We start from the raw sequence: 16,804 nt of genomic DNA on the forward strand, positions 1-16,804 counted from the left end.
CCTAAAAGTTTAAATTAACACCGAAAAAATAGCTTTTTGTATTGGGTATATTAAGCCCGGTAAAGCCAAAAGCATTAGAACCGGCACTAAACTGTGTACCTTCGGGGTCATACCCTCTAAAAGGGGTATCGAGCCAGAGGTTTGTTCCTGTAAAGCTAAAGGTAGCCGTATCAAAAGGAAGTTTATCCATAAGTTTGGCCGGGAGATCATACGAAAGAGTTACATTTCGCAAACGCCACCAGGAAGCATCTTCCACAAGTATCTCAGAAGCTCTGTTGTAAACCGCAGAATTACGGTAATAGTTCTGATCTATAAAAACCGGCACATTATTAGGCGTTCCATCAGCAAAAACCCCGTCAAGAATCACTTCCTGGTTACGAAGGCCTGTAATGGCCAGTACTCCGTTACGTATTCCGTTTCGTTGTCCGGAATCATACACATCGCCTCCTTGTTTTCTTTCTAACATAAATGAGAGTGTTACACCTCTCCAGGAAACCGTATTGATCACAGAGCCCAGCCAGTCGGGAATGGCACTTCCTACTTTTACTCTTTCAGAAGTATTTATTCTTGGCAAGCCGTCTGGTTCAATAATACGTTCACCATCATCATTATAATTATAGGTAAAGCCAAACAGATCTCCTGGAGCACCTCCCACTACCAGTTTAGATATCACTCCGGGGAAGCCACTGTCTGCAAATATAATTTCATCAATTTCGTTAGGCAGGGAAAGTACTTCACTGTTTACTTTAGACCAGTTAACATCTATACTCCATTGAAAATCATTATTCCTAACGGGTACCACATTTACCAGTAACTCGTATCCGCGATTCTCAATTTCTCCGGCGTTGAGAACAAAGGTTGAAAACCCGGAGCTTTGAGCCACCGGAACCGGTAATATCTGGTCTTTACTGGTTTGATTATAATAGGTAAAATCAAAACCAAAGCGATTGTTAAAGAATTTCATTTCGGTTCCAAACTCATAGGCTTCGGTTCTTTCCGGTTTTAAGTTTGCTGTGGCTCCCTGTGTATCTCTGGAAAAACCATTAGTATTGCCATCGCTAAAAGGGAAGTTTAACGGTTCGTCAAAATAAATCCCTAGATAAGCAGGGGCATCTTTACCCACTTCGGCCCAGGAAGCCCTGAATTTTGCATAGGTAAGGAAATCTGGCAACATTCCCTGATCCTTAAGGGTTTGAGAGAGTATATAACTCAGGTTGACTGACGGATAGAAAAAACTGCGGTTTTCTTTCGGCAGGGTTGAGGACCAGTCGTTACGGCCTGTAATATTTAAGAAAAGAGTATTTTTATATTCGAGCCTCAAGTCACTAAAAAGACCTACAATCTGGCGCTTTGTTCCAAACACCTGATTAAAAAAGTTGTTGGCACTGTCAAACTCATTCAGGCTATTGGGGTTGAGTCCTTCTGCACGGTTAGTGACTCTGCGGGTGGTAATCTCAGTAATCTGGTTTCCCAGTAATAATGATCCCTTAAAGTCCTCAGAGAACTCATGTGTAAATGTTGCGAAAAAGTTTGAGTTTATCTCATTGTAATTAAGGGCTTCTTCTACTATAAAACCCTGAGCGGCTGAGCCCGGATCAATATCAGGTGGCACAAAGCGCCTGCGGTTATCGTGGTAATTATCAACCCCTACCTGAAACTGGAGGTTTAACCAGTTATAGGGGTTGTAACGAAAACTGGCATTCGCCAATATCCTGTTTACTCTTGAATCCAGCGAACTTACTTCTGCAAAGTAGCGCGGGTTATCTACAATACCATTGGTATAATTTTTTTCTTCTCCGTTAACCAGATAGTCATTTACATCTATGGTTGGCGACCAATAAGATAAGGAACTCATGACTGATTTATCCCCTCCGTTAGGTAACCTTCCATCTGAGATGATGTATGATATGGAAGGTTCTATGGAAAACTTTTCACTTACTTTATAATTGGCTGAGAACTTAAGTGTGGTACGGTCAAAAAATGTGTTTGGTACTATACCCTGGTCATCAATACGGGATAATGATGCAAAATAGGTAAGTTTATCACTTCCTCCGCTTAAGTTAAAAGAGTTATTTGAAGAATAGCCTTTTCGGAAAAAGTCTCTGAAATTATCAAAAAAGCGATCTTCCGGACCGTATTCGGGTCCAAAACTCCAGAACCCAAAACTAAAACCATCTGCATACCGGTATCCTCCGGGAGCGGTAGGGTCATCAAAAGAAACCGGTTCTCCGTTAAAACCTTCTCTGTATTGCCTTTGCACGTCAGGGGTTTTATTAACTTCATTCCATCCAAAAGAAGTTCTAAGGTTAAACTTAAGATCTCCGCTGGCACCTCGCTTAGTAGTGATCACAACAGCTCCATTGGCAGCTCGCAACCCATATAAAGCAGTCGCTGCAGGCCCCTTAAGGATAGACACACTCTCCACATCATTAGGATTAATGTCTGCTCCCCGGTTGGTGAATGAAAACTGCTCTGAGGAAGAGGGAGAATTGGAACCTGTGCTGGGTAATAAGCTTCCGGTAAATGTATCATTACTCACAGGAATACCATCAATAATAAATAAAGGCTGATTATCTCCATTGGGGTTGAGTGAGGTAATCCCTCTTATCACAATGTTAGAACCTGCTCCGGCAGCACCCCCAGATGCATTAATAGTAACCCCGGCTACTCTTCCCTGTATGGCACCGAGCACATCACCACGGTTATCCCGTGTAAGATCGTCTGCCCCTATTTCCTGAATAGCATACCCTACAGATTTCTTCTCCTTTTTTATACCCAGAGCGGTTACCACCACTTCCCCCAACTGGGTAGCATCTTCTTTCATAATAATGCTCAAGGTGCTCTCAGATCCCAGGGTAACGGTAAGGGTTTCAAGCCCTATAAAAGAGAATATGAGTTTGTCGCCCGGACGGGCATTGATAATAAAATTACCATCAAAATCGGTCGATGTTCCGTTGGTTGTACCTTCTACCACAATTGAAACGCCGGGTAGCGGCACACCAGATTGGTCAGTTACTTTTCCTGTTATTGTTTGCCCATACGACCAAACAGCAGTAAACAAAAAAAGTATTGTTAATACTTTTAACTTCATAGGTTTGAAAAAAATTGGTTATGATGAATTAAATTTACATGTTTTTCCACAATAACCCCCCTTTTAATTAAAAAGTAAATCTATTTTTACGAATTATTCAAGTAATATGTTAAAAATAAATAAAAAAGGTAAAACCATATCAATATAATGGTTTTACCTTAAAATATGTGTAAAGTTTAGTCTTAACTGGTAACTTCCTGAGGAGATTCTACTGTTGCCAGGTAACGCTCTGCATCGAGCGCTGCCATACAACCCGTACCGGCTGCGGTAACTGCCTGACGGTATTCTTTATCCTGAACATCGCCACTGGCAAATACTCCTGGTTTATTGGTTTTGGTTGATTTTCCCGGTGTAATAATATATCCGGTATCATCCATATCTAATTGTCCTTTAAAGATATCGGTATTGGGTTTATGCCCTATGGCTATAAAAAGGCCGGTTATTTCTATCTCGTCTTTTTCTCCGGTCTGGTTATTAACGATACGAAGCCCTTCTACTACTTGATCTCCCAATACTTCATCTACCTCAGAAAAATAACGTACTTCTAGATTAGGCGTATTATTAACCCTATGCTGCATGGCCTTGGAAGCTCTCATTTCTCCTTTTCTCACCAGCATGGTCACCTTTCTACAAATATTAGCCAGATAGGTAGCCTCTTCTGCCGCGGTATCTCCTCCTCCTACTATAGCTACATCCTGCCCTTTATAGAAAAAGCCATCGCAAACTGCACAGGCAGAAACACCTCCGCCCCGTAAACGCTGTTCGCTTGGCAACCCTAAATACTTGGCGGTAGCTCCGGTACTTATGATAACGGTTTTGGCTTCCAAATGCTTGTTGTTATCTACTACAATTTTATGATAGGCCCCGGGTACATCACTAAATTCTACTGAGGTTACCATACCAATTCGCACATCGGTACCAAAACGTTCTGCCTGCTTCTGAAGCTCTACCATCATAGCGGGCCCGTCAATACCATCAGGGTATCCCGGAAAGTTTTCAACTTCAGTAGTCGTTGTCAATTGTCCTCCAGGCTCCATACCGGTATATACTACAGGCTTCATATCTGCTCTGGCAGCATAAATAGCCGCCGTATATCCCGCAGGACCGGAACCAATAATCAGGCATTTTATTCTCTCAACTGAATCAGACATATACTATTTCTTGATTTATATTATGGTTTACATAACAAAAGTAGCTTTTTTAAACAAAAGCTTACACACAAACCATTAAAAGTTGCTATATACAAGCCGTAACAAAACAGTCATTAAAGCATACAGAACCCGGGAAAAGTATAGGTACTTTCTTTTAACTTTGTATATTTTTTTGTAAATTTAAAACACCTAACCTTTTGAAAATCAAATTTATAATTACTCCCTATGAAAACATTAGTTCATACCTTATATATATGCTTTCTTGGATTTCCCTTACTGCTCTATGAACAGGTACAGCCTGATATGCCTTATCGTATAGAGGGTACATGGGAACTTATAAATCAATATTCGTATGAAGGCATGGAGATCATAGATACCATAGACAACAGTGATGGCTATCGCCAGATCAAAATGTTTTATAAAGGAAAAGTAATGTGGACGCGATATGTACCCAAAGACTCCATAGAATGGTTTGGGTATGGTTCCTATACTACTACAGACTCAACTCTTACGGAAACACTTGAATACGGCTCTGCCTCTATGATGGGTATTGTAGATACCATGAGGGTGTTTAATTTTGAGTTGCTGTTAAGAAAAAACTATTACCAGCAAATTACAACGGACGGTGAAGGAAATCGCCTCTTCTCAGAAAACTACCGGCGTATCTCGAATTAACTCTTTTTCTTTTTGATATTTTTTTTCATTTCTGAAACGATCTCATATACCTGTGGATCATTTGTTTTTTCCAAATGCCGAATGACGCTGGTATGATTACCTTCTCACTGGCTTTGCGATAGTTTAAATTGGGCTTGTATATCTGCAATTTCAATAGCAAGGCCTTCAATTGCCAGCATCTTGCTCTTTATATAGGTAGGAGTGGTGTTTAAATCCCGGTTTATTCAAGTCTGGATATACGGTTCTGGAGCCGCAATATCTCTTGCTGCATTTCTTCCATTCGGTTCAACATATAATAAATGGTTTCTACGCCTTCAAAATTAACACCCAATTCTTTATGTATTCGTGTCAGGCGTTCCAATAACGGGAGGTCTTTGTTAAAAACACAACGCTCACTATGAATAGTTGTAAACCGTATTAAACATGACTCTTCTAAAGCCTCTACGAAAGTATAATCAATACTATATGTTTGGCAAAACTCTGTTAACTTTATATACTCTTCTGCTTTCATTATATACCTTAAACATTGGTTTTTTTCAGTTCTTTAAACAATTCTTCCTGCTCCGGAGTAAGATTTTCAGGGATCTTAATCTTCCAGGTAATGAAAAGATCTCCAAACTGGCCTTCTTTTTTATACTTTGGAAACCCTTTTCCTTTCAGTTTTACCACTGTACCGTTTTGGGTACCGGCAGCTATCTTAAGTTTTGCTTTTCCGTCAAAAGTATCTATTATTATTTCACCACCTAAAACAGCTGTAGTTAACTTTACTTCTTCTGTTTTGTATAGAGCATCTCCTTCTCTTTTAAAAGGAGTATCGTTTACAATGGCAAAGGTTATGTATAGATCTCCGGCACTCCCTCCGCCTTCACCAGGGCCTCCATACCCCCCAATTTTTATGGTCTGTCCGTTTTCTATTCCGGCAGGAATAGTAATACGAATGTTTTTACCGTTTATAGTGATCACTCTTTTGTGGGTACGATATACTTCACTTAGCGACAGGCTTAATTCTGCATTGTAATCCTGGCCGCGAAACCTCGTTTGCCGGGATCCGGAAGAAAACCCTCTGCCGAACATGGCTTCAAAAAAATCTGAAAAATCTGCACCAGATGCCTGACCGGAATAGGTAAAAGGTTCTTGATACTGTTTTTGTGCCCGTTTTGCTTTTTCGAACTCTTCCGCATGCTCCCAGTTTTTCCCGTATTCATCATACTTTTTCCTTTTCTCCGGGTCGCTTAACACTTCATTGGCTTCGTTTATTTGCTGAAAGCGTTTTTGCGCATCTTTGTCATTAGGGTTTACATCCGGGTGATGCTTCCTGGCCAGCCTTCTGTAAGCTTTCTTAATTTCTTCCTGTGTGGCATTCTTCGCAATCCCTAAAACCTCGTAATAATCTATAAACTCCATATATACTATGTATTCAATACACCTTTTTTAATTATACAGAATGCTTTGTAATGATTTCTGTTGGTGACTGGTACTTCAAAAATAAGATATAATTGAAAAAATAACACGTTTCCGTACCGTCTTTAAATCACTTTACAAATTAAATTTTTTTAAGAATAGGACTAAACGCTTTTGATGCTGCCAGTACCGTATCACCCGGTGCCAATGCAAGCGCCTCTGCTTCGGGTACGACCGCCCTCACCAGGTCTTTCCCTACAAGAATTGTAATTACGAAAACAATGTCCTCTTTTTCAATAGCAAGTATTTTCCCGGTAAACTGAAATTTTCCGCTTATGCGTGTATTCGAAAATACTTCTAACGGATCTCCCGACTTCACTACTTTTCCTTCTTCCAGTACCAGTACTTTATTAGAAAGGCTTACTACATCCCCTATATCATGACTCACCAGCAACAGGGTTAATGATAGTTCCTGATGAAGTTGTAGTAAGTACTCCCTCAATTTATAACGCATCTCTTCATGAAGGGATGACAAAGGCTCATCTAACATAAGTACAGAAGGTTTACGTACCAAAGCCCTTGCTAAAGCTACCCGCTGCTGCTGGCCCCCGGATAAAACAGAAGGCTTTTTGTGCTGTAATCCGGTAAGCCCCATGACTTCCAAAAGCTCCTGTACAATTGACGCAGAAGTATCGCGGTCTCTGGCATAAAGCAGATTTTGTTTCACCGTTAAATGAGGAAATAATGCAAAATCCTGAAAAACGTACCCTATGTCTCTTTTTTGAGGTGGGAGGTTGATGTTTCTTTTACTGTCAAAAAACGTACGTTCATTAACAGCAATATACCCCTCGTCAGGAGTCATTAACCCTGCCAACATTCGCAATACCGAGGTCTTTCCCGCTCCTGATTCTCCAAAAAAAGTAACCAGTTCCCCTTTTTTAACAAACAGTTCCATATAGAGGTCCATACTACCCTTTGCTGAGAATAATTTTTTTTTGAGTGTGAGCTCTATCATTTGGATACCGGTTTAAAATAGGTGCCGTTTAATATATACACCAAAAGCAAAATACTAAAGGCTACTGCAAATAAAATGAGTGAATACGTATTTGCAGTTGTGTAATCAAGCCCCTCGACTTTGTCATAAATAGCAATAGAAGCCACTCTGGTTTTCCCCGGGAGATTTCCACCGGTCATAAGTACTACTCCAAACTCACCTATAGTATGAGCAAATGACAAAATACCTCCCGTTAATAGAGATCTTTTAACATTGGGTAAAAGAATACTAAAAAAAGTACGTAATCGGGATGCTCCCAATACATAGGAGGCTTCTTTAAGTGATACCGGTAAGGCCGATAATCCGGACTGAATAGGTTGTACCATAAAGGGGAGGCTATATATTACTGAGGCGAGTACTAAACCCTCAAATGAGAAAATAAGCTGAATTCCCAGCCATTGATCCAGCCATTCTCCAAAAGCATTAGAAGGGCTAAAGGCCAGTAGTAAATAAAAGCCCAAGACCGTAGGAGGCAGTACCAGGGGCATACTTACCAGGGCTTCTACAACAATTTTCGTTCTGCTTTTGGAGAAAGCCAGCCAGTTGGCAAGTGGCAGTGAAACCAAAAACAGGATGGCTGTAGTAATTACTGCTAATTTTAAAGACAATAATAAAGGGTCCCAAAAACTCATTCCGATAGCATTATATCTGTACTTCGTATCATTACGAACACCTTACTTCCCTTCTTTAACGATAATGTATTTACCACGTCTGTGAAAATCAGGGAGGTTACCTCACCCAAAGGAGTGCCCAGTATTAGATTGCTAAGCAGTTTTCCCTGATCTACTTGTCTCACTTCTCCCGGAAAACAATTATCTATACTCGTTTTTATTTGGTTAGGTTCGGTAAGAATAACCTCGGTTTCTTTTATATATAAGGTGACATCTTTTTTCTCCTGAAGATAGCCGGCGGAGGCAGTATCTATTACCAATACTTTCATTTCACAACCTTTTACCTGTATCGTTACGCGTGTAAGGTGCCCTGCACTTTCTCTGTTTGTGATATCTCCTTTGAGTATATTCATTTCACAATGCGGTTATGTACCCATATTTCTTTACAACGCTTAAGGCGGTATTGGTAGATAAGTACTCATAAAACTTCTGAGTTTCTTTCTTTACGGTTCCTTCTTTACTTTTGAGCAAAACCAAACCCTGTACAATAGGCTCATATAAATTATCCGGAACTTCTGCCCACGACCCTAAAGTGTGTAAATCGGGAGAAAGAACAGTAGAGAGAGATGTAAACCCCACATCTACCGATTGAGAAGACACAAAATGATTTACCTGAGAGATACTGCCTGCATACACGAGTTTGTTCTGTATTTTTTCTAAATATCCTTTTCGTTTTATCGCTTCCAGGGCGGCTCTGCCATAAGGAGCCGTTTCTGTTTGTGCCACAGCAATATGTTTTACATTTTCATCAATAAGCCTTTCCATAGAAGGAACCTGATCGTGGTAAGCAGTCCATAAAACCAGTTTTCCATAAGCATACACTTGCGGTGGTCCTGTGGTAAGGCCCTGGGCATATAAAAAATCAGGATACTTCATATCGGCAGAGATGAATATATCATAAGGAGCTCCTTCTTTTATTTGTGCTGTTAACTTTCCGGAAGATGCGATAACCAAATTACAGATAATCCCGGTTTCTTTCGTGAACAACGTAGTGAGATCTTCCATTACAAAACGCATATTGGCCGCAGCCGCAACGGTGATTTCCTCAGATTCTCTCTCTCCACAGGATTGAAGAAAAATCGAGGCACTAATAAAGAAAACATGCAGTAGTCGGATACCTTTCAATAGCTTTATCTATAATTAAACAATTCTTTCAAATATAGAATAAAACCAGATAACCCATGATATTATGTTTTGTCATCTTACGGGTATGAAAACAAGTATTTCAGGCACTAAACCTTTTTTAAATGGTTTAAGGTGGTGTCTTGAAAGTACTTATAGTTGTATTTTAACCCATGACTGTTACACCTCTTAATTTGAGTATATACAAAAGTATGATGAAGAAATAAATTAAGTATGCCGGGAACTGTTTCTACGTTAATTTATATCACTATGCCTAAAACTGAATATTTTCTGGCTTTAAAGGCAAACGATTTTGATTTTTAGATAGGAATACGATACTTATTAAACATCTTTTCCCTTAAGCATTTTATGCCAGTAAAAATAAGGCAATATATATTTTTTAAGGATCCAGAGCCGCCAGTGTTCTTTATCGCTATTAAAAACCAACATGCGCTTAAGCTTAGGATCTGGTGTAAAATTACCTGTATAATCAAATTCTCCCAGTACCATTTTACCATAACCGGTTACCAGAGGGCACGAAGAATACCCCTGGTAGGTTTTATTACTCAACGTGTTATGCGCTATTAAAGTGAGAATATTATCTACCAGTACAGGTACCTGTTTCCTGATGGCTGCACCGGTTTTTGCCGTGGGCAAACCAGCTACATCTCCTAATCCAAAAATATTTTTATAGGTATTGTGACGAAGCGTAAAATGGTCCACATCAAGCCAGCCGTCTTTATTGGCAAGGACTGAATTTTTCACAAATAAAGGTGCTGTTTGCGGAGGTGCCAGGTGCAACAGGTCGTAAGGCAGTTCTATGATTGATTCTCCACTTATGCGCTCTCCCAAAGTATTATCTTCAACAATTACACATTTGTTTTCTTCGGGTGCTGTATTCTTAAAATATACAATCTGTTTTTCTCCATCTATTTTATAGGGAGCATAAAAAGGTTTGAAATGGATACCGTAACGATGAATTACTTTCATTAGTGTTTCTCTAATGGGTTTTACTCCAAAGATCACAGAGCCCGGGGTCGCAAAAACAACATTGGTTTTCCCGGCAATTCCTTTTTTTCTGAAATAATCTGCTGCGAGATATGCTATTTTTTGCGGAGCGCCCCCGCATTTTATGGCAGTGGTAGGTTGTGTAAACACGGCGTTACCTCCTTTAAAATTACGGATCACTTCCCAGGTATGTTCGGGATCTGTATAATTACTGCAAACTACTCCTTTTCCGAGAGCTTCTGTAAGACCTTCAATAAGAGAAGTATCCATAACCAGACCGGGAGAAACTACTAAATAATCGTAACTAATATTACCCGAGTTTTCTGTGGTTACGCTATTGTTTTCGGGGTCAAAACCGGTAGCTTTATCTTTTATCCAGTCAACGCCTTTGGGTATTATGGAGTGCATAGGCCTTGCTGTTTTTTTATAATCGTATGTGCCGGCGCCTACCAGGGTCCACGCGGGCTGGTAATAATGTGTATCTGAGGGTTCGAGAAGACCAATATCTAAAGAAGGGCTTTTTTTTAGCAGCCTCGCCGCAGTCATAATCCCCCCGGTACCACCTCCTATAATAAGTATTTGATAGTGCGTTTTCATCTTGTTTTGATTTTGCTTAATTTATAATGAATGCCTTCAACAAAGTATTTGGGGAAGCCTGGTAAAAATTGCATCTGTACTATTGTATGTCACGTTGCCATGCGATATAGCCTCCTCTAAGGTCAAAAAGCTGTGTAAAGCCCATTTTGGCCAGTAATCTGGCTGCCTGCTGACTTCGTTGACCTGATCTGCAATAGAGATACACAGGTGTATTTCTGGCTATTTTCTCAAAATGGCTCTTAAAAGCCCCCCGGTTAAATATATTGAGGTTGATGGCCTTTGCTATATGGCCCTGTCTGTATTCTCCGGGTGTACGAACATCTACCAGCAATATCTGGTTATCTTTTATTGCTTTTTGATACGCTTCTGTAGGTAATACCTGCACATCTACCTTTGTACTGTTTTTTTTCTTGAAAAATAAATTTAAAATACTCATGTACTGTTTTCTTACTTTATAAAAATAAGCAGCCATATAATTACATGGCTGCTTACATATCAACCAACTTAAAAACAACTCAGAAATTATACACTTCTCTAAGTGTATATAAAAACGAATTTGTGAATTCCTTTTGTTAACTGTTTATCTTTATAACATAGTAGTGGGAGCTATATAATCGGATTTGGGCAAACTGGTTTCTGAGATCCCATCAAACCCGTCTTCTACATCTACAAAATTATCCCAGCCACGCTGTTTTAATATGGAAGCGGCTATCATACTTCGATATCCTCCGCCACAATGCAGAACAAAAGGTTTGTCTTTTGGGAACTCTGATAAATGAGTATTTATCTCATTTAACGGAACGTTCACGGCCTCTATAAGGTGTTCTGAATCATATTCACTCTTTTTTCGTATATCAATCACCATTGGAGCTTCATCTTTGTAAATAGTCTCCAGTTTTTTAGCATTAATTCTATTTACCTGATCGGTTTCTTTATTTGCTTTCTTCCAGCTTTCAAATCCACCCTCCAGATATCCAATGGTATTGTCATAACCTACTCTGGAAAGTCTTGTAATGGCTTCTTCTTCTTTACCCGGATCTGTTATAAGTAATATTTGTTGTTTTACATCGGGTATCATCTCTCCTACCCACTGCGCAAAACTACCTTCCAGTCCAATATTAATGCTGTTAGGAATAAAACCTTTTGCAAAATCTGCGGCCTTGCGTGTATCCAGCATCAATGCGCGGGTTTCGTTGGCTGCTGCCTCAAAAGCTTCGGCAGAGAGTGGCCGGGTGCCTCTTTCGATAATGGTATCCAGGCTCTCATACCCTTTAATGTTCATCAACACATTCTGAGGGAAGTACCCGGGAGGAGTGGTTAACCCTTCAAGAAGCACTTTTACAAATTCTTCTTTGGAAAGTTCAGGGTTTAATGCATAATTCACTTTTTTCTGATGCCCCAGGGTATCTGTAGTTTCTTTGCTCATCATCTTGCCACATGCCGAACCTGCTCCGTGATTGGGATAGATAATGAGATGGTCACTAAGTGGCATAATCTTGTTACGAAGTGAATCGTAAAGGTGCCCGGCAAGTTTCTCTTCGGTAAGTTCTGAAACCACGTGTTGGGCAAGGTCTGGTCTTCCTACATCACCTATAAAAAGTGTGTCTCCTGTTATAATACCATGTTCTTTTCCTTCTTCATCTATTAATAAATAGGTAGTACTCTCCATAGTATGTCCGGGAGTATGAATCACTTTTACTTTATAATCCCCCACTTCAAAGATCTGCCCGTCACTGGCTACTATCGCTTCATACCCTGGTTTTGCGGTAGGACCAAATACAATCTCAGACCCTGCCTTTTTTCTAAGGTCGAGATGCCCACTCACAAAATCTGCATGAAAGTGAGTTTCAAATACATATTTAATGGTAGCGTTATCTTTTTTGGCGCGTTCTAAGTAGGGTTCCACTTCCCGGAGCGGATCAAATACAGCTGCTTCGCCTTTACTTTCGAGATAGTAAGCAGCATGTGCGAGACACCCTGTATAAATTTGTTCTACTTTCATAATTACTGTTATTTTATCATTAGGTTTGTACTAAAGTAAATAACTGTGTACACCTATACAGTGACATTTGTTACATTACGCACTTTTAACATTTTTTTCACACAAGGTGTTGCTAATGATGGCCGTTTATTAACTGTTTGCAACTAAATATGTGCGGTATAATCAATCTAACTTATAACAAGTTCTTTGATCAAAATATATACGCCCATCAACAAAGTAAACCACCCGAACCCTTTTTTAAGTTTACTGCCTTTAATAAACCGGTTAAGCCATACTCCCAGAAAAATACCTAGTACAGAAACAAGTGTAAAGCTCAATAGAAAATCCCAGGCAATCGTTAAATTCTCAACATCACCTATAAACCCTATTAATGACTTAATTGCGATAATAAGCAATGAAGTTGCTACTGCCTTTTTCATGGGTAGCCTGGCAAGCATTACCAAAGCAGGAATGATAAGAAACCCACCGCCAGCCCCTACAATACCGGTAAGTACCCCCACTAACAACCCCTCTAAAACTATTAAAGGATAATTATAAATTACTTTTGAGTTATCGTCGTCACAATTTTTGCATTTACCACGTATCATGGAGAAAGAAGCAAGTAGCATAATAAGGGCAAAAAACACCATAATGGCGATGTCTTTAGTAATGATAAGGCTTCCTACGGTAAACATTTCTTCAGGAAGTGCGGGTAATAAATACTTTCTGGTAAGATATACTGAAATAAAAGCAGGAATTGAGAAAACGATCGCAGTGCGAAAATCAACCAGTCCTTTTTTAATGTTTTGCAAAGCCCCAACTAAAGAAGACACCCCTACTACAAACAGAGAGTAAGCCGTAGCGGTAACAGGATTTATATGCAATAGATATACCAGTACAGGAACGGTTAAAATAGAGCCCCCGCCTCCAATAAGGCCCAACGTAATTCCTATGATAAGTGCCCCGATGTAACCGGCAATTTCTAATAAATCAAGCATATGCCAAATGTAACCGGCACAAACAAAACAGACAGTAACAAAGGTTACATACCAATGAATAATATAAATACGGTACAGCATACCGTAAATAAAAGATAGGGTACTAAAAACTTTGCGAAAGTAAGGTATTTACTTTTGCAAAGCTTTTATGAGCTTTTCAGGGGGTTGATAACCAAAGTACCTGTCACGAACCGTAAATTCTTCGGTAAGAATAACCATTGCCGGAAGTGAAAAAGGAGATCCCTCCCTGCTGGCAAGCAGTAAAGGGATCTCGTGAATGGCATTACGCTGGACTTTATGCTGGGGATTATTAAAAATTCGGCCGTCAAAGACAATAGTATCGGTTGATTCTACATTCATACGAACTGCATAATATGAATCCCGCAATGTTTTGATAATTTCTTTTTTTGAAAAAGCTACGCGTTCCATCTTTTTACAGTAGTTGCACCAGTCAGCATAAAAAGAGATTAATACCTTTTTTGGTTTCTTTTTTAAAGAGTCTTCCAACTGTGTAAAATTAAGCCATGTAATTTCTTCTGTTCCCTGTGCCTTTAAGGCATGGTTTAAAAAGAAACCTGTAAGAAGAAGTGTAAATACCAGCTTTTTATAACGCATGCTTTAATGTAATTTTCCAAACTTAACTCCTATAAAAAAGGTTCTTGGCAGTGCAGGGCCATAAATATAATCTGAATCTCTTTCAGGGCCTGTATCAAAATCATCCTGAAAACTGTTAAACACATTTCGAACCCCTCCGCTAAAAGTAGCGTGTATGTCTTCCGAAAAATCTACGTGATACTCCATTTTTATATTTAGGTCCAAAAACGGGTCTGCATCTACCAGGTCCAGAAAGCCAGACTCGCTTATTACCCTGGGAACTATCATACTGCCGGTATAGGTTCCTGTCAATGCTACATTAAATTCTTTTCCCGGTGTCCAGGAAGTATTGAAGTACCCGTAAAAATTAGGGTTTCTAACAAATTCATCTGTTACTACATCGGTCTCTCCCTGAAAACTACCATCTGATTCAAACAGTATTTGTGTTTCTTCATATTCAGAACGCTGAAGGGTCCCGCCGAGTTGAAATTGCCATTTTTCATTAGGTGATACTCCTATTTCAAAATTAGCACCATATACATTAGCTCCTGAGCCGTTACGAACTTCTTCTAAAATAGAACCGTTTTCAAGTACAGCTCCCGTACTTACCAGTGTAAAAGGGTTTTGAAGTTCTGTAAAAAAACCTTCCAGTAAAAAGTTGGTCTGAACTTTTTTGAAATTTTTACTGTAATTTAAAGATGCAGTATATGCATTGGAAAACTCTGTTTCAAGATCCTCGGAAAGTATTACAAACTGAGGCTCCCCTCCTACCGATGATATGTGTAAATCTTCATTAAACGCCTGCGGAGCACGAAAACCGCGAGCATACCCGGCCCTTAAACGAACGTCTTTGTTTACATCGTACATAAAAGTAACTCTGGGGCTCAATACGCCCTGGTCTGCTGAAGCGTTTCTGTCAATTCCTCCAATCTCATATCGTCCGTCAACATTTATATAATCAAACCGGGTACCCAGAAGGGCTGTGAATTTTTCAACAGGTTTCCATTCATATTGTACGTATGATCCCAGTGTGTTTACCTGTTGGTCTATAAGACGGTTGTACCCCTCTATATTATCTTCTATATCAGACACGTTATACTCAGTTCCCACTGTTAATACGTCCTCATTTTTGAATTTTCGGGTAAACTGAATCCCACCTACTATGGCAAGATCCTTGGTGTTTCCATAAGCATTAAGTGCCAGTAAGCTGTCCTGTCTGGTGCGTCCGCCCCCTAATCCGCCATAATAACTATCGCGATTGGTGTACTGTGTAGATGCATATACTGATAAACGGTTGGAAAGATCTTGATTTTGAATATCGTAGTTAATACCCCCTAAAAAAGTGGTATGATCCAGTTCTTCTGTAATATCTGTCAGGTGGGGAGCCAGATTAAGACGATCTCCTCCTCTTCGGTATTCGGTTATAGTAGTTAGATCTACCGAAAGTCGGCTAAGCTCCGTGGGCTTCCAGTAGGCTTTGGCACCTAAGGTATTGTTAACTAATGTGGTAATTTCAGTGAATCCGTCATCATTGGCATCAAACTCCTCCCGGTCTCTGAACATACCAAAAAAAGTCACACCACTTTGCAAATCGTCTGCAACCATAGAGGTGTTGAAGTTAAGCAGCCTATCAGGTGTATTTCCATTTATTAATGCAAAATTACTGCCTATTTCCCAGGAGTTCAATATAGGGTCTTTGGTAATAATATTTACGGTTCCGGCAATGGCATTAGATCCATACAAAGCAGACCCTCCACTGCGAACAACCTCAACGCGATCTATAATATTAGCAGGTATTTGCTCCAATCCGTAAACACTGTTAAGTGCGCTAAAAACCGGGCGGCTATTTACCAGCACCTGAGTATAGCTTCCTTCAAGCCCGTTAAGCCGTACTTGTGTAAAACCGCAATTCTGACAATTATTTTCTACTCGTACTCCCGTAGAAAAATTGAGCCCTTCTGCCAGTGAAAGAGACTGGGTCGCATTAAAGAGTTTAGAGCCTAAAACATTCACTACTACAGGAGCGTCCTGTCGGTTTACACTGTTTCGGGTAGCACTTACCACTACCTGATCTAAGTTGAGCCGGTCTTCCTGCAGATCAAAATCCAGTTGAACGGTTTTACCTGAAAAAATGGATACATATTTTGTGGCACGCCGGTATCCCATAGCAACCACTGTAACCTTATAATCACCAGATGAAAGGTCTGTAAACTGAAAATAACCGTTCTCATCGGCTGTTACTCCTTTTGAGATCTTTTCTCCTTTTAGCATTACTGAAGCAAAAGCCAGGCGTTCATCCGCGGAGGAAATTGTACCCTGAATACCTCCCGCTTGTGCATCAAGTTGTGTATAGGTAAATAATAGTAGTAATACTAAACTAAAAGTTCTCATAAAAGCTGTTTCTTTTTTTTGCAAAGGTAAATAAAAATTTAGTTTAATCTAAAAATTAATTTATTAGTAA

Annotated in this window: 15 protein-coding genes; 1 reads left to right on the forward strand and 14 read right to left on the reverse strand. The window is 39.7% G+C overall.

Translation table 11 applies throughout. From position 1 onward, the window contains the following. Position 1: 1 nt before the first annotated feature. Entirely contained in the window at positions 2-3,091 is a 3,090-nt protein-coding gene (locus tag WAO84_RS14765) for a SusC/RagA family TonB-linked outer membrane protein (RefSeq protein WP_340066768.1), read from the reverse strand. A gap of 182 nt (positions 3,092-3,273) precedes the next feature. Then, positions 3,274-4,242, reverse strand: coding sequence for a thioredoxin-disulfide reductase (gene trxB, locus WAO84_RS14770; protein ID WP_340066769.1), 969 nt, complete (start codon positions 4,240-4,242; stop codon positions 3,274-3,276). Between the two features lie 225 nt (positions 4,243-4,467). Here trxB and WAO84_RS14775 point away from each other — a divergent pair, with 225 nt between their 5' ends. Next, positions 4,468-4,917 (forward strand): hypothetical protein, encoded by a 450-nt coding sequence (locus tag WAO84_RS14775; RefSeq protein ID WP_340066770.1) that lies wholly within the window; start codon positions 4,468-4,470, stop codon positions 4,915-4,917. Between the two features lie 220 nt (positions 4,918-5,137). On the opposite strand, the gene WAO84_RS14780 is transcribed toward WAO84_RS14775, so the two are convergent. The 12 genes from WAO84_RS14780 to WAO84_RS14835 all read right to left on the reverse strand — a co-directional run bounded on the left by WAO84_RS14780 (position 5,138) and on the right by WAO84_RS14835 (position 16,734). Beyond that, positions 5,138-5,428 (reverse strand): chaperone modulator CbpM, encoded by a 291-nt coding sequence (locus WAO84_RS14780; protein ID WP_340066771.1) that lies wholly within the window; start codon positions 5,426-5,428, stop codon positions 5,138-5,140. 8 nt (positions 5,429-5,436) lie between these two features. After that, positions 5,437-6,321, reverse strand: coding sequence for a DnaJ C-terminal domain-containing protein (locus tag WAO84_RS14785; RefSeq protein WP_340066772.1), 885 nt, complete (start codon positions 6,319-6,321; stop codon positions 5,437-5,439). 139 nt (positions 6,322-6,460) lie between these two features. Continuing rightward, positions 6,461-7,333, reverse strand: coding sequence for an ATP-binding cassette domain-containing protein (locus WAO84_RS14790; protein WP_340066773.1), 873 nt, complete (start codon positions 7,331-7,333; stop codon positions 6,461-6,463). Further along, positions 7,330-8,004, reverse strand: coding sequence for a molybdate ABC transporter permease subunit (modB, locus tag WAO84_RS14795; RefSeq protein ID WP_340066774.1), 675 nt, complete (start codon positions 8,002-8,004; stop codon positions 7,330-7,332). The genes WAO84_RS14790 and modB overlap by 4 nt, the downstream gene beginning before the upstream one ends. Next, on the reverse strand, positions 8,001-8,396 hold the full coding sequence (locus tag WAO84_RS14800) for a TOBE domain-containing protein (protein ID WP_340066775.1): 396 nt from the start codon (positions 8,394-8,396) through the stop codon (positions 8,001-8,003). The genes modB and WAO84_RS14800 overlap by 4 nt, the downstream gene beginning before the upstream one ends. Before the next feature lies 1 nt (position 8,397). Further along, positions 8,398-9,168 carry a molybdate ABC transporter substrate-binding protein gene (gene modA, locus WAO84_RS14805; RefSeq protein WP_340066776.1) on the reverse strand — a complete coding sequence of 257 codons (771 nt, stop codon included), beginning with the start codon at positions 9,166-9,168 and terminating at the stop codon, positions 8,398-8,400. Between the two features lie 339 nt (positions 9,169-9,507). Then, positions 9,508-10,770 (reverse strand): NAD(P)/FAD-dependent oxidoreductase, encoded by a 1,263-nt coding sequence (locus tag WAO84_RS14810; protein WP_340066777.1) that lies wholly within the window; start codon positions 10,768-10,770, stop codon positions 9,508-9,510. Between the two features lie 79 nt (positions 10,771-10,849). Further along, positions 10,850-11,206 (reverse strand): rhodanese-like domain-containing protein, encoded by a 357-nt coding sequence (locus tag WAO84_RS14815; RefSeq protein WP_340066778.1) that lies wholly within the window; start codon positions 11,204-11,206, stop codon positions 10,850-10,852. 150 nt (positions 11,207-11,356) lie between these two features. Then, a complete protein-coding gene (locus WAO84_RS14820; protein ID WP_340066779.1) occupies positions 11,357-12,772 on the reverse strand; it encodes an MBL fold metallo-hydrolase in 1,416 nt (471 codons plus the stop codon). Between the two features lie 167 nt (positions 12,773-12,939). Beyond that, positions 12,940-13,749 carry a sulfite exporter TauE/SafE family protein gene (locus WAO84_RS14825; protein ID WP_340066780.1) on the reverse strand — a complete coding sequence of 270 codons (810 nt, stop codon included), beginning with the start codon at positions 13,747-13,749 and terminating at the stop codon, positions 12,940-12,942. A 129-nt stretch (positions 13,750-13,878) separates the two neighbouring features. Beyond that, positions 13,879-14,364 carry a thioredoxin family protein gene (locus WAO84_RS14830; RefSeq protein WP_340066781.1) on the reverse strand — a complete coding sequence of 162 codons (486 nt, stop codon included), beginning with the start codon at positions 14,362-14,364 and terminating at the stop codon, positions 13,879-13,881. A gap of 3 nt (positions 14,365-14,367) precedes the next feature. After that, the gene (locus tag WAO84_RS14835) at positions 14,368-16,734 is read right to left on the reverse strand and encodes a TonB-dependent receptor (protein WP_340066782.1); all 2,367 of its coding nucleotides are present in this window, start codon (positions 16,732-16,734) and stop codon (positions 14,368-14,370) included. Positions 16,735-16,804 lie beyond the last annotated feature (70 nt).

It is taken from the genome of Ascidiimonas aurantiaca (genome assembly GCF_037646345.1).
GTDB lineage: Bacteria > Bacteroidota > Bacteroidia > Flavobacteriales > Flavobacteriaceae > Ascidiimonas > Ascidiimonas aurantiaca.